At 38.2% G+C, this 24,184-nt stretch carries 16 protein-coding genes; 6 read left to right on the top strand and 10 right to left on the bottom strand.

Going from position 1 to position 24,184, the window contains the following annotated elements; genetic code table 11:
• Positions 1-41 precede the first annotated feature (41 nt).
• Positions 42-2,312 (bottom strand): penicillin-binding protein 1C, encoded by a 2,271-nt coding sequence (gene pbpC / locus ACYVFA_RS03665; protein WP_460470504.1) that lies wholly within the window; start codon positions 2,310-2,312, stop codon positions 42-44.
• A 143-nt stretch (positions 2,313-2,455) separates the two neighbouring features.
• Here pbpC and ACYVFA_RS03660 point away from each other — a divergent pair, with 143 nt between their 5' ends.
• Positions 2,456-2,977, top strand: a complete 522-nt coding sequence (locus ACYVFA_RS03660) for a KdsC family phosphatase (protein ID WP_460470438.1) — start codon at positions 2,456-2,458, stop codon at positions 2,975-2,977.
• A gap of 185 nt (positions 2,978-3,162) precedes the next feature.
• The gene (locus ACYVFA_RS03655; RefSeq protein ID WP_460470437.1) at positions 3,163-4,776 is read left to right on the top strand and encodes a T9SS type A sorting domain-containing protein; all 1,614 of its coding nucleotides are present in this window, start codon (positions 3,163-3,165) and stop codon (positions 4,774-4,776) included.
• A 10-nt stretch (positions 4,777-4,786) separates the two neighbouring features.
• Here ACYVFA_RS03655 and argC read toward each other — a convergent pair whose 3' ends face one another.
• On the bottom strand, positions 4,787-5,755 hold the full coding sequence (gene argC / locus ACYVFA_RS03650; RefSeq protein ID WP_460470436.1) for an N-acetyl-gamma-glutamyl-phosphate reductase: 969 nt from the start codon (positions 5,753-5,755) through the stop codon (positions 4,787-4,789).
• A gap of 222 nt (positions 5,756-5,977) precedes the next feature.
• Here argC and lgt (ACYVFA_RS03645) point away from each other — a divergent pair, with 222 nt between their 5' ends.
• Positions 5,978-6,874 carry a prolipoprotein diacylglyceryl transferase gene (lgt, locus tag ACYVFA_RS03645; protein ID WP_460470435.1) on the top strand — a complete coding sequence of 299 codons (897 nt, stop codon included), beginning with the start codon at positions 5,978-5,980 and terminating at the stop codon, positions 6,872-6,874.
• 303 nt (positions 6,875-7,177) lie between these two features.
• Positions 7,178-8,074 carry a prolipoprotein diacylglyceryl transferase gene (lgt, locus tag ACYVFA_RS03640; RefSeq protein ID WP_460470434.1) on the top strand — a complete coding sequence of 299 codons (897 nt, stop codon included), beginning with the start codon at positions 7,178-7,180 and terminating at the stop codon, positions 8,072-8,074.
• A 65-nt stretch (positions 8,075-8,139) separates the two neighbouring features.
• On the opposite strand, the gene prfB is transcribed toward lgt (ACYVFA_RS03640), so the two are convergent.
• Positions 8,140-9,214, bottom strand: a protein-coding gene (prfB, locus tag ACYVFA_RS03635) for a peptide chain release factor 2 (RefSeq protein WP_460470433.1) whose coding sequence is annotated in 2 segments (ribosomal slippage) — positions 8,140-9,153 and positions 9,155-9,214 — 1,074 coding nt in all. Because the reading frame shifts where the segments join, the coding sequence is not laid out codon by codon here.
• 248 nt (positions 9,215-9,462) lie between these two features.
• Between prfB and ACYVFA_RS03630 the strand changes: the two genes are divergently transcribed.
• Positions 9,463-10,347: a MerR family transcriptional regulator gene (locus ACYVFA_RS03630; RefSeq protein WP_460470432.1), complete on the top strand. Its 885-nt coding sequence runs from the start codon at positions 9,463-9,465 to the stop codon at positions 10,345-10,347.
• A 79-nt stretch (positions 10,348-10,426) separates the two neighbouring features.
• Here ACYVFA_RS03630 and secDF read toward each other — a convergent pair whose 3' ends face one another.
• The 6 genes from secDF to ACYVFA_RS03600 form a co-directional block, all read right to left on the bottom strand.
• Entirely contained in the window at positions 10,427-13,429 is a 3,003-nt protein-coding gene (secDF, locus tag ACYVFA_RS03625; RefSeq protein WP_460470431.1) for a protein translocase subunit SecD/SecF, read from the bottom strand.
• Between the two features lie 97 nt (positions 13,430-13,526).
• A complete protein-coding gene (locus tag ACYVFA_RS03620) occupies positions 13,527-13,901 on the bottom strand; it encodes a hypothetical protein (RefSeq protein ID WP_460470430.1) in 375 nt (124 codons plus the stop codon).
• A gap of 125 nt (positions 13,902-14,026) precedes the next feature.
• On the bottom strand, positions 14,027-15,712 hold the full coding sequence (locus tag ACYVFA_RS03615; protein WP_460470429.1) for a carboxylesterase family protein: 1,686 nt from the start codon (positions 15,710-15,712) through the stop codon (positions 14,027-14,029).
• Between the two features lie 37 nt (positions 15,713-15,749).
• Positions 15,750-18,593 carry a PQQ-dependent sugar dehydrogenase gene (locus ACYVFA_RS03610; RefSeq protein ID WP_460470428.1) on the bottom strand — a complete coding sequence of 948 codons (2,844 nt, stop codon included), beginning with the start codon at positions 18,591-18,593 and terminating at the stop codon, positions 15,750-15,752.
• Between the two features lie 202 nt (positions 18,594-18,795).
• Positions 18,796-19,542: a LytR/AlgR family response regulator transcription factor gene (locus ACYVFA_RS03605; protein ID WP_460470427.1), complete on the bottom strand. Its 747-nt coding sequence runs from the start codon at positions 19,540-19,542 to the stop codon at positions 18,796-18,798.
• Positions 19,539-20,594: a sensor histidine kinase gene (locus tag ACYVFA_RS03600; protein ID WP_460470426.1), complete on the bottom strand. Its 1,056-nt coding sequence runs from the start codon at positions 20,592-20,594 to the stop codon at positions 19,539-19,541. The genes ACYVFA_RS03605 and ACYVFA_RS03600 overlap by 4 nt, the downstream gene beginning before the upstream one ends.
• Positions 20,595-20,945: 351 nt before the next feature.
• Here ACYVFA_RS03600 and ACYVFA_RS03595 point away from each other — a divergent pair, with 351 nt between their 5' ends.
• On the top strand, positions 20,946-23,495 hold the full coding sequence (locus ACYVFA_RS03595; RefSeq protein ID WP_460470425.1) for a TonB-dependent receptor: 2,550 nt from the start codon (positions 20,946-20,948) through the stop codon (positions 23,493-23,495).
• A 67-nt stretch (positions 23,496-23,562) separates the two neighbouring features.
• Here the strand turns inward: ACYVFA_RS03595 and ACYVFA_RS03590 are convergent, their stop codons facing one another.
• Positions 23,563-24,135, bottom strand: a complete 573-nt coding sequence (locus tag ACYVFA_RS03590; protein WP_460470424.1) for a hypothetical protein — start codon at positions 24,133-24,135, stop codon at positions 23,563-23,565.
• Between the last annotated feature and the right edge of the window lie 49 nt (positions 24,136-24,184).

Here is a 24,184-nt window from a genome sequence, read left to right as displayed (position 1 = left end):
CACAGCAAGAGAGGGATTCGCAAGAATTCCTCTCTTTTGTTTTATTCTGGCTTAATGGTCACCGAAATCGTACTACTTCTGCCTTTATCGTCAGTACATGAAATCCGTAATTTACCTGCGGTTGGCACAAAAAAGACAGGTTGATTAGCTTTGGCTTTTTTTAGTAACTTATCATTCAGATACCAATATACTTCTTTCACGTCATTAGCCGCCTGACAAGCCAGTTGCATTTGCTGAGGGTCTTTGGCATTGATGTAATATTCGCTTCCCTCATTAGGGTTTGTAATAACGGGCTGGTTATTGGTAGCCCCGAATACTCTTGTACAAGCCGGATTGTGTGGTGGAATCCGCTCATATAGAATATGCTTTAACTCGTAGAAGCTAATCAGCTCCGGTGCATAATTCATGTAGTTTTTCTCTTTATAATTTCCATCAACTGGCAAACATTGAGTACAATAACTGATAGATTCTGAATAATTGACGAAAAATTTCTTGATATGGCTACACTTACGTGTATGCGAGACATTCTTGATTGAATAATCCAGAATTTTATTGAGGCAATATTCATTCGGCAAATCTCCTGATTCGGCACAGACCTGTCGAGAGACTACATTCCTGGGCTGTTGAAACCATTCGTTGTTTGAATTATAGTCAATGCTATTGAATACCTGAAATAATAAAGGCGTAGCAATTTCAGCACCGCTCAGTTCAGGAACACCCTCTCCTGAAAAGTTACCTACCCAAACCCCAATCGTATATTTCTTATTATACCCAATACTCCAGGCATCTCGTTTACCAAAAGAGGTACCTGTTTTCCACGCGATTTTGGGTAAGCGATAGGTATAACCAAAATTGTTCGGCAAATCAGGTCGTTTGATTTGAGATAAAATCTGCGTAGTCAGGAAACAGGATTCAGGTGAAATCAGTGGAGAGGCACTCCTACTATCTTTCTCTTGTTTTTTCAATCTTGCTTTCTCCCATTTTCCCTGATTTGCAAAAACAGCATACAATTGAGTCATTTCTTCCAAAGTCACCCCGCATCCACCAAGCACTATCGAGAGACCTAAATCCTTTTCTTGTTTCTTTACTGTCTGAAAATTAGCTTTCTTTAGTACTTCTATTAATTCTTTCTTTCCTAAATCTCTTACAATCTTTACCGCAGGAATATTCAATGAGTTAGCCAATGCAAATTCTAAGGTTACTTTTCCATTAAACTTCTTATCAAAGTTTTCAGGCTCAAAACCGCTGAAATTCGTGGGTACATCATTAATGATATTTTTGGGAGTAATAATTCCTTTATCGAAAGCCGTAGCATATAAAATAGGCTTTAGCGCGCTTCCGGGTGAACGAATAGCCTGTATACCATCTACTTGTCCGCCATCAGTTTTATTATAAAAATCCGCCGAACCTACATAGCTTTCTACCTGCATAGTCTCATTATTGATAATCAGAATTGCTGCATTATGGATATTCATCGCCCGAATCCGATTGGCATAATTCCCAACAATCTGCTCTACTTTCGCCTGTATTGGTTGTTTAATATATGTTTGGATAGTTGGCTCATCAGGATATTGCTTTTTTAACCTTAAAGCAAGATGCGGCACCATTTTAGGAGCTTCGTGTCGGCTTACATAAAGTGGTTCTTTAATTGCGTCATTAATCGCCTGATTTTCAAAAGCCTTTTCTTTCCTGAATCGCTCCAGCCATTTATTTCTTTCTTGCACAATCAGAGGGTTTTTAGTACCCAATTGCAAGCTTGTGGGTCTATTAGGGATAATCGCCAAAGTAGTTACTTCTGCAAGACTCAATCTATCAGGTGATTTCTGGAAATATAAATAAGACGCGGATTTTATCCCCTCAATATTAGACCCATAAGGCACAAGATTCAAATACATTTGTAGAATCTCATCTTTTGAGTAAAACACCTCCAATTGTATAGCTTTGCCAATTTCAGAAATCTTATTCCAATAGGTTCTTTCGTTGGGATAAAGCATTCGCACAACCTGCATTGTAATCGTACTCGCCCCAGAAGTGCGCCTTCCTTTCGTGACGTTATTGTAGAATGCCCTGATAATAGCTATGGGATTAACCCCAAAGTGATAATAGAAATATTTGTCTTCTTTGGTAATAATAGCTTTGCGGAGCGTTGGCGTAATTTCTTTCAACTCTACATACATTCTCCATTTATCATCGGGACTTAGAAAGGCATGTAATAGCGTGCCATCAGAAGAAGTAATTAAGGTGGAATATTTCGTGTTTATTCTTAACGGGAAAATCAGGTTCAATACTATCATCAATCCCAGTAACACCATAATAGTTTTCCCATAAATGCTTTTGAATAAGAAGCGGAAAAGTTTTTGAGACAGAGACTTAAACACGAATTTATTTTTTAGAATTTGCCATGAATTAAACGAATTTACACGAATATTGTGATTCCAAATCACTATAATTTTTCATGAACCTAAAATTAAAATCTAAACTTCGTAAAATCACTACCTTTATTTTTGATATAGACGGTGTCTTAACTGATTCTACTGTACTCGCCCTGAGAGGCGGTGAATTAGCCCGTACCTTTAACGTAAAAGACGGTTATGCGATGGGAAAAGCGGTACGTTCAGGATACCATATTGCTATTATTTCAGGCGGGAAAGAGGAAAGTGTCAGAGAACGTCTTTCACCATTGGGTATAAAAGATATTTTCTTAGGCGTAAGAACCGATCAGAAACTATCAGTTTTCGACCAGTATTTAATAGATAACAATTTAACAGCTGACCAAACCATTTATATGGGAGACGATTTGCCTGATTGGGAAATTATGAAGCATAGAAATGTACTTTCTGTATGTCCTGCTGATGCCGTAGACGAAATTCAGGAAGTTGCCTTATACAAATCAACAAAAGATGGAGGCAAAGGAGCAGTAAGAGAGATTATAGAGATGGTAATGAAGGAACAAGGGAAATGGATGAAAATATTTTAAAGAGGTAAAAGATTTGTCTTTATAATCCCAAAGCCCATCTTCCTTTTGTGAGAAGATGGGCTTTTTTATTTTTACTTTATCATACAAAAGAACTTTATTAAAAGGAACAGTTTCCATAAAGATTTTCTATATTTGTTTAACTTGAGTATTATTCCCTGCGCATATTGTTTAACTACCCTTTTGCTATGAAAAATGTTTTATTAACCTACCTTATTTTAAGCTTCTCAACTCTGGCAAAATCTCAGACCATAATCAGATTTGTGCCTGATAAATCATTAAAAAGTAGCAGTTCTCAAACTTTAGTTAGTGGGCAAATAAAGCAAATAGGTAATGATTTCAGCAATGAAGTACAACTTGAATTACCTGACCGAAAGCTTAATCTGCAATTCAGACCAAGTGAGATTAAGCAATACGATAAAATCTATACATCAGATGGTGAACATCCCAGCCAGGCAGAACTGTATGAAGCCATTAATGGCAATCATAAATATTACCTTACAAGCATTAACAAGCAGTTTTATGGGCTTTTTTTCTCAGAAAATGAGGAATATTGGAGTATAGAGATGCAAAATGATTCTTTTTATACTTATCAAAAAATAAGCAAAACCGGAGATTTGGAAGGTATATGTGCTTATGATCTTCCACAACAATCTCTCAGTACATCCAAAGCCCGAGTAAAATCTCCGGCAATGGCAATATGTGTTGAATTTCCGGTAGGCTTTGTATGTGATTACAAGCAATACATATCATCTGGTGCTAATATTGCTAAATTAGAAGCAGAAAACCTTAAGAGGCTTGCTATTATACAAATTATTTTCTCTCCTTTTACATTTAAGACTGATATTGTTTTTAAAGCAATCGGGCATATGATTTATACCGATGAAGACTCTACACCCTGGACAATCAATGCTAATAAAATCTTGAGTGAACCTCTTGCCGATTTATATTTAAACTGGCAAAAACCTGAAGTATGGAAAAAGCATAAATCTCTTATTGTAATAGGAATAACCGGCATAAATTTTTCGGGCATTTATATAGGTTATGCTAAATCTATGCAAAATGAACTCGGAATGGGAACATTTATCATAAAGGGTTTTCTTGATTCATCTCAATCAACATGGGTAGCTTCCCATGAAATGGGGCACGTTTTTGGTGCTCAGCACGATGAAGGAGGCGGATCATTAATGCAACCAAATTACAGCTACAGTGCTACTAACTGGAGTAAACGAAGTAAAGACTCTATTAATGCTGCTTTAGACAATTTAGACCAACGAAAGCTGCTTTATGAGTGTTCACAAATATCGCTTAGCTATGCGTTAGAAAAGGATAGTATTGCTTTTGAATGGCGAACCAATTATGACGATTTAGAAGATAGATTTATTATCGAATTCAGTTCTGACAAAGAAAAAACCTGGACTGAATTAAGCCAGACAGCAGCCACAGGAAGTTATACTTATCAATATCGCTTTATCAGCCATGTACCTTTAAGCAAAATCACTTATTATCGGGTACGCCAACAGGGATTCAATGAAATAATATCAAATAGTGTGGAGGTTTCTATTACATCTACCGAAAACTTAACTGAAAATATTAAGGTTTTCCCAAATCCATTTCTGAACCAAATTAATATCCAACTACCAGCTCCCGATAATATAAGTATCTATAATATAGCAGGAAAGTGTATGTTAAATACAGCACAGAAACAAAGCCAATACGCTATTGATACGTCTGCTTGGCCTGAAGGTATCTATTTTATTCAAGCCAAGAGTAGTCAGAAAGTATATAAAATTATCAAGTAAGGATGCTATGTTAAAAGCCAACCGGTTTCAATTTCAAGCCAGCTGTTTCATCGAGCCCAAAAATAAGGTTCATATTCTGAACGGCCTGTCCTGATGCCCCTTTGGTAAGGTTATCAATGATACTGCTGATTAACAGATTATCACCATGCTTTTCAAGATGTAGAATACATTTATTGGTATTTACTACTTGTTTTAAATCTATTTCTGCCTCGTCGCTTATATAAGTAAATGGGTGAGCGGCATAGTATTGCTGGTATAGGTCCTGCGCTTCTGCTATCGTTCCATCAAATTTGGTATAAATATTTGCCATAATTCCTCTCGTAAAGTTTCCACGATAAGGAATGAAATTGATGGCTTTTCCGAAATCAGCCTGCAAAGATTTAATGCTTTGCGTGATTTCTTTTAAATGCTGATGCGTAAATGCCTTATAAATAGAAATATTGTTATTTCTCCAACTGAAATGTGTAGTGGCTGATAATGATTGCCCAGCCCCTGTGCTACCCGTAATGGCACTCACATGCACATCTTCTTTCAAAACGCCTGCATTAGCTAAAGGTAATACAGCTAACTCTATACTCGTAGCAAAACAACCGGGATTAGCGATTTTAGCTGCCGTTTTTATCTTATCTCTCTGCAATTCCGGCAAACCATAGGTAAAGCCATTACTTTCGTCACGGAAATCGGTGCTCAGGTCAACAATTTTTATGTTTTCGGGAATAGCGTTTTCTGCTAAGAATTTCTTCGATTCGTTATGACCAGAACAAAGGAACAATACATCTGCTTTGCTGAAATCCTCCTCATCGGCAAATCGAATGTCTGTTTCACCAAATAAATCGCCGTGCGTAGCATATACAGGTTTACCCGCCTGGCTTTTAGAATTAACAAAAGCGATATTTGTATTCGGGTGATTTAATAAGATTCTTAGTAATTCTCCACCTGTATAACCTGCTCCTCCGATGATTCCGATATTTATTTTCATAAACAAGTAAAAATTTAAAGCAATACCAATCGTTTGATCAATAGCTGATTGCGAATTTAATGTATTTGTTAAATATTGTTAGTGCAAAGATATATAACCCTATTAACAGGGTATGAAGTATAACAACAGATAGTTTGCAGAAGTTTCTGGTGCAATTTACGAATTTTACAACCATCTATCGGATAAAACTTATAATTTTGAAAAAAATCAAACACCTACAACATGATATTTTTAGAAATTCCCTGGAATGTCAACCCCATTATTGCAAAACTTGGTGGATTTGAACTGCGTTGGTATGGGTTATTATTTGCTTCGGGCTTTCTGATTGGTTTCCAGATTATGTCTCATATTTTCAAAAAAGAACATAAACCTGAAAAGGATCTGGATGCTTTGTTGTTCGTAATGATTATCGCTACGGTTATCGGGGCTCGTTTTGGTCATTATTTCTTCTATGAATTCGATAGTTTTAAGCAAAATCCCGGTAAATTCCTGATAGATATGATTGTGCCGCCTTATAATGGACTGGCCAGTCATGGGGCTACTATTGGTATTCTTACAGCCTTATTTCTTTATGGCCGTAGACACAAAGACCAGCCTTTTTTATGGATTACAGACAGGGTGGTAATTACAGTAGCTATGGGTGGGGCATTTATTCGTTTAGGAAACCTCATGAACCATGAGATTCTTGGCAAACCAAGTAACGTACCATGGGCTTTTCGTTTTAATACATTTGGTACAAATCCTGATGGCTCTATGAAAATGATCCCGGAAGCCTTTACAAGGCACCCTGCTCAGCTATATGAATCTTTGTCATGCTTTATTCTTTGTGCATTATTGTTTTATCTATGGAATCGCACGAAAGAAAAAACGCCTCACGGATTACTATTAGGCATATTCCTAATCTGGGTATTTACACTACGTTTCTTCTATGAGTATTTGAAAGAAAACCAGGAAGCATTTGAAGATAGCATGTTTTTAAATATGGGACAGATACTAAGCATTCCGGCTATTTTATTAGGGATTGGCGTCCTCTACTATGCCTTTACCAGAGGTAAAAAAGATGCAGAGTATTACTCTACTCATACATTCGAAACGGATAAACCCGCCAAGCCGAAATAAAATTCAGGTGTTTGAAAAATCAATGCACAAATATCATTTGTTGAGAGAACTTTTCAGACACCTAAGTACTTTTGTTAAAACCTGATCTGCTTCAATATCAATCTATTGGTAAATGCTAAACATCATAATCAAATTCATACAATGATTCATCATTCTTGAGCATTGATCGATGCTTGTTATTATATAAGGTAACTATTTGCTATTATTATAAAATAATCCGGACATTATATTAAAGTAAAAGTGCCTGTCATATAAGTATCAGATAAAACTTATAATTTTGCGAAAAAATCAAACCACTATAATATGATATTTTTAGAAATTCCTTGGAATGTCAATCCCATTATCGCAAAACTTGGTGGATTCGAACTGCGTTGGTATGGATTACTCTTTGCGTCGGGCTTCCTGATTGGATTCCAGATTATGACTCATATTTTCAAGAAAGAACATAAACCCTTAAAAGACCTTGATTCTCTTCTATTTACGATGATAATCGCTACGGTTATCGGTGCTCGTTTTGGTCATTACTTCTTTTATGAATTTGATAGTTTCAAGCAAAATCCCGGTAAATTTCTGGTAGATATGATTATGCCGCCTTATAGTGGCCTTGCCAGTCATGGGTTTCTTATTGGTGCCCTTTTAGCTTTATTCCTATATGGCAGAAAGCATAAAGACCAACCTTTTTTATGGGTTACAGACAGGATTGTGATAACTGCAGCTTTAGGTGGGGCATTTATTCGTTTAGGAAACCTGATGAACCATGAGATTTTAGGTAAACCGAGCAATGTACCCTGGGCTTTTCGCTTCAATACATTCAGTATGGGCACTGATGGTTCTTTGAAAATGACTCCAGAAGCATTTACCCGACACCCTGCACAATTATATGAAGCACTTTCGTGCCTGATTCTATGGGGACTGTTATTTTACTTGTGGAATCGGATGAAAGAAAAAATGCCTCACGGCCTGTTATTAGGCATATCTCTTATCTGGGTATTTACCTTGCGCTTCTTTTACGAGTTTTTGAAAGAAAATCAGGAAGCTTTTGAAGACAGTATGACTTTAAACATGGGGCAGATATTAAGTATTCCCGCTGTTTTATTAGGTATTGGTATATTGTATTATGCCTTTACCAAAGGCAAAAAAGATGCTGAGTATTATTCAACTCATAAGTTTGAAACGGAGAAAATAAACAAATCTAAATAAAAAATCCTTGTAGGGGTTCTGGATGCAGAACCCCTACAAGGATTTTTTATTTATAATTTTTACTCTTAGTTCTCCATTAAGAAACCTTTGATAAACTCATCAATTTCACCATTTAACACTGCTTCGGTATTTGATGTCTGAATATTGGTACGATGGTCTTTCACCCGACGGTCGTCTAATACATAACTACGAATCTGCGACCCCCACTCAATTTTCATCTTACCTGCTTCGGTTTCAGCTTTTGCCGCATTGCGTTTTTCAACCTCCAGCTGATAGAGTTTAGATTTCAACATCTGCATTGCGTGTTCGCGGTTGGCATGCTGGCTTCGTTCTATCTGGCAGGTAATCATAATACCAGTTGGTTTGTGCGTCAACTGAACTTTGGTTTCTACCTTGTTTACGTTCTGCCCACCTGCCCCACCTGAGCGTGAAGTCTGAATTTCAATATCGGCATCTTTTACTTCAATCTCAATCGTATCATCTACTAAAGGATAAGCATAAACAGAGGCAAATGAAGTATGACGACGGGCATTAGAATCGAAAGGAGAGACCCTTACCAAACGATGTACCCCATTTTCTGATTTCAGGAAGCCATACGCCATCGGGCCTTCAATCTGCAATGAAACTGATTTCACCCCGGCAGTATCACCATCCTGATAATCCAGTTCTGATACTTTATAGCCTTTTTTATTGGCCCACATCATATACATACGCATCAGCATACTCGTCCAGTCCTGACTTTCTGTTCCACCTGCGCCTGCATTTATTTCTAATACTGCACTAAACTGGTCTTCCTCATTCGAAAGCATTTTTTTCAATTCCAGTTCTGCCAGTATCTCGTCAAATTTCTTTCCTTCTTCGTCTACCTCTTCTTCGGTAGCTTCGCCCATTGTATAAAACTCAAACAAGGTTTCGAGGTCTCCTATGGCACTTTCTGCCTTTTCGTAGCCTACGGTCCAGCCTTTCAGGGCACGCACCTGTTTCATTACGTTTTCAGCCTTTTCGGCATTCGTCCAGAACTCCGGCTGAGCAGTCTGGTTTTCGAGGTCATCTAGTTGTTCTTTCTTACTATCGTAGTCAAAGATACCCCCTTAAAGCCGCTACTCTGGCTTTTAACTCCTTCAATTGTTCGGTAGTCATATTATGCGTTTTAAAAATAATTATACTTGAATCAGCTAAATCGCCGTTTCAAAATCAGGGTGCAAAATTACTCAATTTTATTCATTATCTTTCGTATCACTTTCATATAAAAACCAATAGATTAATATTTTAAACAAATTTTATTGGTTTATGTTATATGTATACTATAAACAAACGCTGTGTTAAGTTTATTCTGAAATACCACCTAGTCATACACCACCTTTTTAAGGGAAAACCTGCAAAGAATAATGAGTAATTACTCCATACGTGATTTAGAGCAACTATCGGGCATAAAGGCTCATACTCTCAGAATCTGGGAGCAACGATATAATATTATTACACCCAAACGGACAGATACGAACATACGTATATATGATGACCAGGATTTAAAACTAGTGCTAAATATTGCGTTGCTCAAAGAACATGAATACAAGATTTCTGAAATTGCCAAATTGTCGGCTGAAAAGCTGTCAAAAGAGGTAATTGGTATTACTGAAAAAAAACAAAGTTATCCTGATCAGATTCATGCGCTTACCATTGCCATGATTGACCTTGACGAAGAGAGGTTTGAGAAAATCATGGCGACAAATGCCCTTAGATTCGGTTTTGAAGAGATGATGATTAATATCATTTATCCATTCTTGAGCAGAATAGGTGTATTATGGGTAACAGGTTCCATCGGCCCCGCACAAGAGCATTTTATCTCTAACCTGATTCGTCAGAAACTGATTGTAGCCATTGACGGACAAGTAATGAGACCCAATCCTCACGCTAAAAAGTATGTATTATTTCTTCCGGAAGGTGAATTGCACGAACTTTCTTTACTCTTTGCCAACTATGTATTAAAAGCCAGAAATAATAAAGTGATTTATCTGGGGCAAACCCTGCCTTTCGAAGAGTTGGTGTACGTATGTGAAGCTCAAAAACCAGATTATATATTTACTGCTATTACCTCCTGCCCTGCTCAGGATGAAACGCAGAAATTGGTCATTAAACTAGAAAAAAGATTCCCTGACATAAAGATTCTATTGACAGGCTATCAGGTAATCGGACAAGGAATAGAAACCAGACCAGATACAAAGATTATTACTCATATTAATCAGTTGGTTGAGATTGCTGGGCAAAAGGGATAATTTCTATTTTTAAAGACTATATAAAACAAACGCCCTGACCTTTGCAAGTCAGGGCGTTTCTATTTTCAAACATTACTTATTAAGATTTCTTAGTCTTTTTGGTTTCAACTACTACCGGAGCAGCTGCCAGTTTTTCTTCTTCTTTCTTAATATCACGTTGCATACCGTCTACAACGATTGGTGTTGCTACGAATAATGATGAGTAAGTACCCACGATTACCCCGATAAACATCGCGAATACGAAACCACGGATGGTTTCACCACCGAAAATCAACAATACTAAAAGTACCAACAAGGTTGAAAAACCAGTTACAGCCGTTCTACTCAAAGTACTGTTCAAGGCATTGTTGATAACAGTTGGAATATCTTCTTTTACTCCACGTTTTTCAGATAAGTACTCACGTACACGGTCAAATACCACGACAGTGTCATTCATTGAATAACCCATAATCGTCAATACCGCACCTACAAAAGCCTGATCCACATCTAAAGAGAATGGCAAGAAACCACGTAGAATAGAGAATACGCCAAGGATAATCAAGACGTCGTGAGACAGAGCCACTAATGATCCATAAGCGAAAGCCAGTTTGCGGAATCGGATATAGATATAAGCAAACACTAATACGATTGATAGCAATACGGCTTTTACCGCACCCCAGATAGCATCGTTAGCAATGGTTGGCCCTACTTTAGATGAACTCATTACTTTACCAGAGTTACCATTTACATTAGTCAGGGCTTTATTTACATCTGCCTGAATTTGTTTTTCAACATCTGTATTGGTATTCTCAATTTTGTAAGAGGTTGTAATTTTCACCTGATCAAAACCACCGAATGTTTTAACTTCAGTATTTTCTCCCTGGAACGTTTCTTTCAAAGCGTCTTTGATTTCGTCAGTAGAATTAATTGTTTTTGCAAATTTAACAACATAAGTACGACCACCTTTGAAATCAACCCCTAGACCAAATCCTTTTACTGCAATAGAGATAACACCCGCAATAATAATAGCACTTGAGATAGTATAGTATAACTTACGTTTAGAAACGAAGTCGAACTGTGAATCTTTGAATAGTTTATCAGACCATTTCGTCGAGAATGAAATGGTTTTTCCTTTACCAATATAATATTCAAACAACAATCTTGAAACGAAAATCGCAGAGAATAAAGACGTGAAGATACCAATCAAAAGGGTTGTTGCAAAACCAAGAATCAAACCTGTACCGAAAGCAAATAGTACAATACCTGTGATCAACGTTGTTACGTTTGAGTCAATGATTGATGACATCGCATTTTTGAAACCGTCTCTTACAGCATCCTTAAAGGTTTTACCTAGTGCCAGCTCTTCTTTGATACGCTCATAGATCAGTACGTTAGCATCGACAGATACCCCTACTGATAATACCATACCTGCAATACCCGGAAGTGTAAGCGTAGCACCAAATGATGCCATAACCCCTAACAACAAGAACAAGTTGACGATAAGGGCAATATCTGCAATTATACCTGCTTTGTTATAATAAATCAATACAAAGCCTAATACTACTAATAAACCTATTAAAGATGAAATAATACCCGCCTGAGCAGCTTCAGAACCTACACTGGCACCTACGATATCTTCAGAGATAATATTTGTCGGAGCTGGTAATTTACCGGCTTTTAATACGTTGGCTAAGTCTTGCGCCTCTTCAACTGTGAAGTTACCTGCGATACTTGAGCGACCACCTGCAATTTCACCATTTACGTTTGGTGCAGAATATACATAATTATCAAGAATGATGGCAATCGGACGACCGATATTTGCACCCGTCAAGGCTTTCCATTTTCTTGCACCTTCTGCGTTCATTTGCATTTCTACGGCTGGTTTTCCACGCTCATCGTAATCCTGACTTGCGTTTGTAACCACATCACCTTCCAAAGGTGCTTTGCCTAAATCTTTCACAAAATACATATCCACGATTTCCTCGTTCACATTTGTACCATTCGCACGTGGTTTAATATCAAATACATAGCTAGCATTAGCCGGGAATAAAGCACGAACATCTGAACGATCCATTACTTCTTTCACACGTGCTACGTCTTTCGTACGAACAGCCACACCATAACCCGTTGGAATGAACAAGTTACTGAAAGCATTGTTCTGACGTTGCGCCAATGAAGCTGAATCTTTCTTCGTAGAATCACCTTTCGCACCACCACCTGCTAACTGAGAACTTAAGCTATTTTTAGTAGTATCTGCGGCCGTTTTAGTTGCTGTAGCAGTTGTATCTTTTTTCGCACCAGTTGTTGTTTTACCTTTTGAATCAATATCCATTTGTAGCAAGATACCTGCTAAACCATCAAATGATGGAGCAATTTCCTGCATGGTATATACTTCACAGAACTCTAATTTAGCAGAGCCTGATAATAATTTACGTACACGGTCAGGATTATCAACACCTGGTAACTCTACCTGAATACGGTTAGTACCTGATAATCTTTGTAAATTAGGGTTGGCAACCCCAAACTTATCCACACGTGTCTGGATGATTCTGAACGCACGGTCAAAAGCCCCATCTACTTCTTTTTTGATATAGCTTGTCACCTGGCTATCTGACGACTCCAGGTTCAATGTACCACGGTTAGAGCTGTTTGAGAAAACATTAGCTAATTTGGTATCAGGTGCTACTTTTTTGAATTCTTCGGCAAACAAATCAACAAAGTTTGTTGTGCTTGCTACTGCTCTTTTTTGTGCATTGGCAATCGCAGTTGCTACTCTTGGATCTCTCGAGCTTCCGGCCAAAGAACGAACGATTTCAGCAGGAGAAACTTCAAGAATCACACTCATACCTCCTTGCAAGTCAAGACCTAAGCCTAGCTCTTGTTTGGTAAGGTCTTCGGTAGTTGTGCCTAAAAACACTGGTTGTTTCCACAAGGAATCAAGGTATCTTTGTTTTTTAGCATAATCTATTTTACCTGATTTATCAGTAGCAAATGCCTCTGCACTATTTCTAATGTCGTTTGCTTTCCAGGTACGTAATAAAAAGTAAACACTAAGTGACAGGAACGCCACTAAAAGTGCTATGATTCCACCTCTGTTGTTCATTATAGGGAATGTTTAAAAAAATAAAATTTAATGAGATATAATTTCATGAAGAACTCATGAATAAAAAGAAGGAGAAACCCTTTGCAGGGTCAAAGATTTATGGGGCATTGGGAGCAATATGGTGCTCGTACAATTTGTCGAAATATGATAACCTATAAAGCGGTTTTGTAAACGTTTTAACAGAGGTCTCAACGATTACATAAATGATTTGCGGAAGAGGTAAAATGATAGCATAATGTCCGAAATCGAAGGCATGGCTCGGTACAACTACCTCAAGAGAAACTTCACTCACAACAGTCTGTTCTTTAGACTGCTCTCCTTTCTCGGCTTTTTTAGGCTTTACTTTCTGTGCTGCAACAGGGGCTTGGTTTGAATGTTTATGGTAAATCTGTTTACCGAAAACACTTGTCACTACCACCGTGATGAACATCAAAAGTCCGAGAGAACGTGATATGTAAGAGTTTTTTCTCATTTAGGGTTGCAAAGCTACAAGAATTTCTCCAAATAAGTCAAATCTAATACCAAAAATTCCATGATTTAAACTAAAACGTGCTTTGTTCCGGAAAATTATATCCGGAACAAAGCACGTATATTGTATTATTTAAAAACCACTACACCGGAAGCCTTCATTTTATCTACTTCTGCATTGGGCAATGTCCAGTCGTTATTGAATCTTCCACCTGAAACTACATTGTTAATCGTTCCTTTGAAGAGTACAAAATCCTGAAATCTTCCTAGAACATTCATAGGCGCAGGAGTATTCTGACGCGTAGGTGCATTCGGGTTATCAGATAGTGTCCACCAAGGTAACCCTGAATTGACCAATACATAACGATTACCTACCGGAAATACATAAGCCAGACCATAGCCTTCGGCCGATGATTTTAGTGTTACAGGTAATTTATCACTATATTTCTCAATCAATGTATTGGTTTCTTTTGTACCAAATAGTATCAGATTTGAACTTTCGATATCACTCGGGCGCACTTCTTTATCGCTTAGTAAACGAGGGAACACCATTACTCTACCAATGAAATCGCCTCTATATAACGACCACTCCATCGCTTTTTGAGCTTCGGCACGTCTTCTGGCCAGTTCATCGGCTGATGGGCTACCACCTGTACCATATACATAGATATGGCGGTCGGCAATCGCCTCTGTCATTGGGCCTTCTGCACCTGCTTTTTTGGCTGACGCTAAAGTATTCAGCATATTTACTGCCCATGAGTTGCCACTCTGTGTTAATGTCAGTGTAGAACCTGCTTCTGCACGAATGGTTTGACCATTAATTACTAACTCTAAAGGAGATTTAGATTTGAAGCTTGGATGGTCTGTCAGATTCAAGGTAAAGGCTTTCAAGCCTTTGGTGCTAATTTCTACATGATTTTTAGCTGTGAAATTGGCATCAATCCAGGCAGTAGTTCCCGGCGTAAATTCATCTAGAGTTACCCAATACGATTTATTATGCTTATACTGGCTGGTAGCAAAACGTACACGTTCAGGATGAGGATTGCGTTTAAATTTGGCAAACCAATCGAAGATAAACTCATCTTTGTAAGCATTTACCCAGCTATCGTGTTTTACACCCGGATATTCGGTATATTCTACCTGAGCACCTGCATCTTTAAAGCGTTGTACCCATTTGCGGGTAGAATCTACTTTTACAGCCGGGTCAGCATCTCCCTGAAAGAAATACACAGGATAACTAGCGGCATTAGGCACTATTTCAAGCGTTCCGCCGGGAGGAGCCGGACAAACAGGCGCAATAGCAGCCCACATATCAGGATAGCTCAGGCCAATCCACATAGTTCCGCCACCGCCCATTGATAAACCAGTGAGATACATTCGGTTTTCATCGATAGAGAAACGCTTTTTAGCATCAGCTATCATGTCCATTACATCTTTTTCTGCTACACCCTGATAACCCATTGTACCACGGGCAAAAGAACTTACCACGATATAATCAACTTCTTTCCATTCTGGAAAATAACGACTTGCTTCTACATCTGATTCTCCTTCGGCATTGCTTTTACCAAAAACCCGACGCAAAGCCAGACGGTGATTAGAGCCGGCACCATGAAGCATCACCACAAACGGATACTTTTTCTTTGGGTTATAATTCTTCGGCAGGTACAGACCATAAGGTTGTTCAGTATCATCAACATCAGAATGAAAGGTGAGTACTTGTGGGCCAGAAGCTAATTTTTGCCCAAAAGAAATCAGTTGAAATGAGAGTAGAACAATCCCCAGTAGGATTGTTCTATAATGTGCGATTTTCATCATACTTAATGAGGTTAAATAGTAATTGAGTTGAAAAGAATTACAAGTTAGAGCTACTTTTAAATTCTGCTCCCAAAACCTGCATTAATATTTGTGTTGGTAATGCTTTTTCGTTTTTGAATACGAAATACACATCGTGCGCTCCTTTAGCTGAAACATTAACCGTCGCTTTGGTTGCTCCTCTTCTCATCATGGCATTCATATCAGGCATAGCCGGGGCAGTAGCTGGTCTTTGTTGTTGCTGAGGCGCTGCATTACCTTGTGCCGGAGCAGCTGGTGTAGTTGTTGGCGGACGGAAAGGTGCTGGTTCTTTCACCTCTACCATTTCTGTTTTACCTACTAGCGGACCATTCGGAGAATCTAAGTGCACTTCTATCACACCTCCGGCGGCACCTACACGTGTAGTAGCCATTACCAAAAAGTCAATCTGATCTATGTTCGTAAAGTCAATTTTATCATACCCGATATACGCATTATCACCTACTACAAAGAATGATTTAGAAGGAGTCATTACTTTTTGTGTGCCTTTAGCTTTATTAGCTAATTCCGGGTCTAAGAATGGGTGTCTCAATACAATTGTCTGCTCAGAAGCCAACGCAGGCATCAGTTTAGTACCTCTATCTTTATAAGATGCTCTCAATACAAAAGAACCGTTTTCCTTTTGTCCGGCCGGAATGGCAGTTGTATAGCTACCTTTCGTTGGGAAAGTTTTTACATCTTTTTTCTCACCAATGCTCAAAATGTATTCAACCATCGAAGTAGCATCGCTTTGTGACAAGGTTGGATGAGCACTCATGGCATGTTCTCCCCAAACACCCATACCACCACTGATTACTTTTTTAGCCAATGTTTCAACCATTGGTGCATTGCCTCTGTATTTGTTAGCAATATCGGTATAGCTTGGACCAACTGACTTTTTGTCGATTACGTGACAAGCCTTACAGTCGCTGGCTTCCATTAAACGTTGTCCGGTTGATGCAAAAGCTACGGCATCTGCGCCTCTGTGATTCTGAGAAACTTCAATTTTATCATAACCGATAGGCATATAGTCGATATTTACTGCTACTTGCTCTGGTTTGATTTTACCATTGCTCAGGCTACCGTCTTCTTTATCCTCTACTTTTACATCATATTCGATCGGTTTATTCGGGAAGTAGAAAGTTTTATTCCCTTTCAAAATATCAAAAGCTACCATCGGAGGTTCGTTACCCACTTTAATATCTAATGACTGGCTGTTTTTAGCACCTTTGGCATCTGTTACTGTCAAAGTAACTTTATAAACACCTGCTTTGTCGAAACTTACGGTTGGATCTGGGGTTTTGAATACTCTTGTTCCGGCAGTTTTATTGCTTATTTTCCATTCGTAGGTCAAGGCATCACCATCCGCATCTTTTGTTCCGGCTGATGAGAAGTTTACTTTTAATGGAATAGCTCCACCTGTTTTATCCGAAGCAATCTGCACTTCTGGTTTACGGTTACCTGCATTGTATTCTACTTTTACTAAACGTGCATTGTCATTCCCTTTAAACCACGCTGTACCATATTCTAATACATATAAATCTCCATCAGGTGCAAAATCAATGTCAATGGCACTACCGAAATCGGTATTAGGCATAAAACGTTCCATTGATTTATAGTCGCCTTTTTCGTCCATCGTTACACTCATAATCCAGCCACGCATAAACTCGACTATCAGCCATTTACCTTCATAATAGTCAGGGAAAGGACGTTTAGCAATCGGGAAATCTGAACGGTGATAGACTGGGCCACCCGTGGCACTTCGACCAGAACTCCCTACCAATGGGAATTCTTCTGAAATAGCATAAGGATACCAGATAAATGCTTTTTGTGCAGGAGGCAATTCTCTTAAACCTGTGTTATTTGGAGAATCGTTGATAGGTTTTGCTGGGTCAAACTTAGAATCTGGTTTTGGTTTATTGGTTACAAAATCCCAGTCGGTATAGGGTTTGCTATCACCAATGAAATACGGCCAGCCAAAATAACCCGGGCCTTTGGCCTGATTAAACTCATCGTACCCACGCGGACCACGTTCTGAATCTTTAGAGGCATCTGGGCCTACTTCTCCCCAGTACAGGTAACCTGTTTTACTATCAATGCTTGGTCTCCACGGATTACGGTGACCCATGGTATAAATTTCAGGGCGGGTTTTAGCAGTACCTTCAGGGAAAAGATTGCCTTTTGGAATAGAATATGTTCCGTTTGCTTCCGGTTTAATTCTCAGGATTTTCCCACGTAAATCGTTGGTATTAGATGCTCCGCGTTGGTCGTCCCAATCTTCCTGATTCGGGCGTTCATCAATCGTTGCATAGCCGTCTGAATTACTATTACTTGTATTATTTCCAACGGTCAGGTATAAGTTGCCTGCTTTATCAAAAACCATCCCGCCACCAGTATGGCAACATTCATGTCTTTGCGTTGGTACCTCCAGAATTACTTTCTTTGAAGCCTCTACCAGCTCTTCGCCTTTCAACTCCCAACGAGCTAACACGTGTTTAGCTACCTCAGGATCAGCATAATACATATAAATCCAGTGATTTTTGTCAAAATTTGGGTCTTGTACTAAACCCATCAATCCTTCTTCTGCCTCTCGTTTTACTCCTTCGCGGTTGGTATACTTAGTATTAACCGGAATAGTAGCCAATGTTTTGATTTCTTTAGTAACAGGACTATATTGTTTCAACGCCCCTTTACGCTCTACGAATAGTACACGACCGTCTTTCAGCAGAGCCATTTCCATCGGTTCGTCTAGTTTTTCACCAAGTACAACCTTGGTAAAACGATTTTCTTCGGGCGCCTGGGCAAGGCTTTGGAGGACAATAAAAATCCCCCCTACAAAGAGTTTTGTAAATTTTTTGTTCATCATAGTTTGAACTGGTAAACGGGTTTTGTATAAGTAAAAATAAATATTAGAGATAAAACTTAACCCGCGCGGCGTCCGCCCACTCTCCAACCTCTCCGCGTGGCATCCGCTCTCCAACAATGGGGAGAGTGGCTTTTAGTCCCCTCCCATTGTTGGAGAGGGCTAGGGTGGGGTTATTCGACAAGTTCCTTTTGAAACAACTGCACTACTTTGAGTAATTTAATAGTTTCAGCAAGTCGTCAATACTTGATTCACTTACCGGAATATCATGTGTACCTATCTTAATTCGTTGCCCTCTGATTGATTCTATTTTATCGGTATTCACAATGAAAGACTTATGAATACGCATAAATTGCTTAGAAGGCAATTTTTCTTCAATTGCCTTCATGGTAGATTTAGTAAGAATGGGTTTGGTCTGGGTTGTCAGGAAAATTTTGATATAGTCTTTCAAGCCCTCAATATGAGTAATATCTTTAATGACAATCTTTACTAAAGAGTATTCTACATTGATAAAGAAAAACTCAGGAAATTCGTCGGCTTTTACGACAGTTTCAGCCGATAAAGTAGCCGGCGCTGTGGCAACCATGTGATTTTTTGTATATATCTCTAAGGCTTTGTAGGTAGCCTTGGTAAAACGCTCTAAGCTAACAGGCTTCATCAGATAATCAACCACATCCAAGTCATAGCTTTCTACGGCATAGTTGGCATAAGCTGTTACGAAAATAACGAGTGGTTTTTCTCTTAAACTCTGTAGAAACTTGGTACCCAACATTCCGGGCATCTGAATATCCAGAAACATCAGGTCAATTTTCTCTTCTTGCAAAGCCTGCATGGCTTCAAAAGGATTTTTACAGGTACGAACCAACTCCAGGAAAGGTATCTGTTTGATATTCTCTTCCAGGAGTTTGCGTCCCATACTTTCGTCATCAACGGCAATGCATCTGAGTATCATGAGCCAATCGTTTTTAATTGTAAAAATAGAGAAATAATAAACCAGTTATCCTCTTTTTTAATGTCTAACATATGCTTTTCTGCATACAAAAGTTCTAATCTACGTTTTACGTTCTTCAAACCAATGCCTGAGCTACTGTCTTTGTCTTCGGGTAATTCGGGAGCTATTTTGTTTCTTACTTCATAGTACAGTCCATTACCTTCGCATTGCACTAATACATCAATTATTGGTGTGTCTATCATCCCTACCCCATGCTTAAAGGCATTTTCTACAAAAGGTATCAGAAGCATAGGTTCTATAATCTGGGAGCCTATATTACCTTCTACTTTCATGTTAATTTCTACATCCTCCTCAAATCTTACCCTTTGTAATTCAATATAGTTGTTCAGATAATTGATTTCTTTATCTAAAGATACCTGCACATCATCTGCCTCATATAACATATAGCGCATCAATTCCGATAACTGAATGGTTACAGGTTCTGCCGCACTTGATTTCGTCCGAATCAGGTAAACAATACTATTTAAGACATTGAAAATAAAATGAGGGCTGATTTGTGAACGAAGAAAAGATAATTCGGCTTGTAATTTCTCTTGTTTCTCTTCCCGTTTTGTTTTCTCCTGATCAGCCATGAACAGAATGAGCCCATAGACAGTACTTATGGCACTGACAAAAAGAATCGGAAACATGGTCTTCATCTCAAAAAGTTTGATTTCATGCCCATTCATATCAACAGGATTTTCCCACAACCAGAGTTTTAGAAGATATTGAATAATTAAGAACACAAAACTTAATACAATTACGGAGAACACATAAGACCCCACCCCCCTTTTTCTAAGGAAAAAAGGCATCAGAACCAATGTATTAATAAAAAACTGAGGGACATGAGTGATTGATAAGGGCGCAATATGCTCTAGATACCATCTGTCTCTTTCGGTGTCATTTAGGTAGGCATTAATAATCGGCCATACTACCCAAACGCCCCAGAATAACACATGAAACAGCAATCGAAAGAGGTATTCAACAGATATTTTTCTATTAAGTATAGTCATTAATTGTTAAATTGTTTTTATAAATTCTTGTACTTTACCAAGTTTACAGTTCAGTAAGTTTAGAGGAAGGGGAAAGTACAAACCACAAACAAATCTATACTATTAAAATAATTCAATTATCAGGAAGCCGACAAAAACGCTGAGTCCGACGACAAAAATCCGTAAAGCGCAATCAAAACCCCATTTTAGTCTGTTTTGAGGTGTTTTTCTATCTACATAAGCACTGTTTTCACTTTCATCTTCAATCTTGCGTATTTCATCTATTCACTAAAATTGTACAAAAAACGCACGTTTATTTTGTATCGTTAAATCATTAGCACCAGAAAAAACAAAATATAAAAAATAAAGAGAATGAAAAAGTTTATCACTATTCTAAGTTTAACCACCTTCGTTGGTACTTCTGCAATGGCACAGTTCCCTGGCGGTGGCCCAGGAGGCGGCCAGAGAGGTGGCGATGGCAATGGAAGATTTGGAAATCAACAACAACAAAGACCAACCGTAAACCTTGAAGGTAACGCCCCAAAAGGAAATTCAAAAATTACAGGTTTTATCATTGACGAAGCCGTGACAACGGCAGTTGAGTTTGCCAATGTGGCGCTTTATAATAAAGCAGATAACAAAGCCGTAGACGGAGCAATGGCTGACGAAAAAGGTAAATTCACTTTATCAAGAGTAGCCGTTGGTGAATATAAATTAGTAGTGACGTTTATAGGTTACGCCGATAAAACGATTGATAATATCAAAGTTGAAAAAGGGAAAGACATTGATTTAGGCGTAATTAAATTAGCAACCAGTGCGAAACAACTAGATGAGGTAACGGTAACAGCAGAAAAGGCGATGATTGAAGAGAAAGTTGACCGTTTGGTTTATAATGCAGAAAAAGATATTACTTCAAAAGGTGGCGATGCTGCCGACGTATTACGCAAAGTACCTTTATTAACCGTTGATCTGGATGGTAACCTATCCCTACGTGGTACTTCTAATATTAAGGTTTTAATTAACAATAAGCCTTCTACTATTATTGCCAGCAGTGTAGCTGATGCCTTAAAAATGATTCCTTCTGACCTGATTAAAACAGTAGAGGTGATTACTTCACCATCGGCTAAATATGATGCAGAAGGCTCAGGTGGTATTATTAATATCATTACCAAGAAAAGTTCGATTCAAGGTCTAACACTGGGTATTGATGCAGGTGTGGGTATCCGTGGTTCTAACCTGGGTTTAAATGGTAGTTTCCGTAAAGGTAAATTAGGTGTAACCTTAGGTGGTGGTGGCCGTGCTTTCTACAATAAAGCAGCTACATCTTTAGACCAAAGCACATTAGTAAATGGCAACACAGTATTAACCAAACAATCAGCTGATGCTTTTGATAATGGCTTGTTTGGTCGCTATAACTTAGGTTTTGATTACGATATATCTAAAAACCAGTCATTAACAGCAGGTGTTAACTTCGGTACACGTAATTTCATCAGAACTCAGGATTATACTACAAATTTATATTTAAACAATGTCTTGAACTCAACTGCATTCAGAAATGTAGATAGCAAAGACTTGTCAAACAATGTTGATGTTAACCTGGATTATATCCGCACTTTCAAGCCTTCGCAAGAATGGTCAGTTTCAACACAATATAGTAAAAGTAATCTGACGAATAATTTCTTAGCTGATTTATTAAACGAATCAGGTACACTTGCCAGCCGTCAGAAAAACATAAATGGTAACACAAACCAAGAGGTAACCGTGCAAACGGATTTTCAGACTCCAATCAAAACCAATCAGATGTTAGAAGTGGGTTTGAAAGGAATTTTCCGTCAGGTAAATAGTAATTTTAGCTATTTGGTGGCTGGTGCAACCGGAGATTTTGCTTCTGATGTAAGAAACCCTGCTGGTTTATTAGATTATTCACAGAATATTGCTTCTGGGTATTTGTCTTATACTTATTCAACCAAGAATAAATATACCATCAAAGCCGGTGCTCGTTACGAATATACCACTATTAATGCGAATGACCAGAATAAAGACATTAATATTCCGGCTTACGGAAACCTGGTACCAAGTGTAAACATTTCGAAGACTTTTGGTAATACAACCTTGAAAGCTGCTTATAATAAACGTATTCAACGTCCGGGTTTACAACAATTGAACCCAAATTTCAATTTGGCTAACCCTCAGAATATCACAATTGGTAACCCAAGTTTACGCCCAGAAATCACCGATAACTTCGAGTTAAGCGCCAGTGCGAATATCAAGAAAGTATATTTGAATGCTTCGGTGTTTGGTCGTTCAACAAATAACTCAATCCTTCGTTTGAGTGCGCCTTCAGATACTTTGATTGGTGCGATTGTTACGACATTCCAGAACATCGGTACACAACAAGTTTTTGGTTCTAATCTATTCGGTAATTTCAATATCACACCAAAATGGTCTGTAAACGGTGGTATTGATGTATACTATAACTATCTGGAAGGACAAGTACAGGGTGTAGATGGTAAATCATTCCTGATGAGTAATACCGGGGTAGTAGTAGGTGGCCGATTACAAACACAGATACAATTGAAAGGTGGCTGGGGTATTCAGGCATTCAGTTTCTACAGAGGCAAACAAGTGCAATTACAAGGTACACAAGGTAGTTTCTATATGTACTCACTTGGTTTCAGAAAAGATTTCAAAAACAAGAAAGGAAGTCTTGGTTTAGCCACAGAAAACTTCTTTGGTGGAATGGTGATGAAATCGACCTTAAATACGGCTCAATTTAATCAGGTGAATATCAACAATATCTATAACCAGAATGTGAAACTTACTTTCAGCTATAAAATTGGTAATATGAGAATGGTTGAGCAAAAGAAAACGAAATCAGTGAAGAATGATGATGTGAAATCGGGAGGAGATAATAACAACTAAGGATTTTCAAAATTAGGTTTTTTATAGTTTTGTTTTTAAAGGAGCTACCTATTAGGTAGCTCTCTTTCTATTTTTTAGGTTTAATACTTTTAATTACCTCCGATTTATTCAGAACGATACTCCAGATAGCAAAACCTGAGTCATCACTGAAACATAATTTCCCTACACCTTTATCTGCGCCAATAGGGGCTGTATAAACAAATATTGCCTCGTCTATCTCCTGAATATTATTACCTAAAGCTTGTTTCCGCATAGCATTATCAGCATAAGCTTCCAATACTTCTTTTTCTTTAGGATATAAACTATTATTACTGCCAATATCCGGCTGACCTAATAAACGGATTTTGAGATTATATTTTTTTTCAAGCGAATCTATTACACGCATATTTTTCAAAGCGCATATTTCCTCTGTTCTGGCTTGCGATACATCTTTCATCTGTTTCTCAAAATCATTCGTTAGCGTAACGGCAATCTCACTACCCAGGATTTCGACCTGTTCCATAATCTGTGCAGGTGAAACACGCTTGATTTTATAGTCTTCCATTTCCTGCTTTACTTCGGTCGTGTCTAGACGCTCTACATTCGAACAACCGAATTGCGTCAGACATAAACCTATTATCCAGATACTTTTCTTTTTCATGTTTTAATCTTTATATACTATGTAAAAATGAAATTGCCACAATGTACAC

The sequence above is a fragment of the Emticicia fontis genome (genome assembly GCF_054779675.1).
This window is presented reverse-complemented; position numbering and strand designations above follow the sequence as displayed.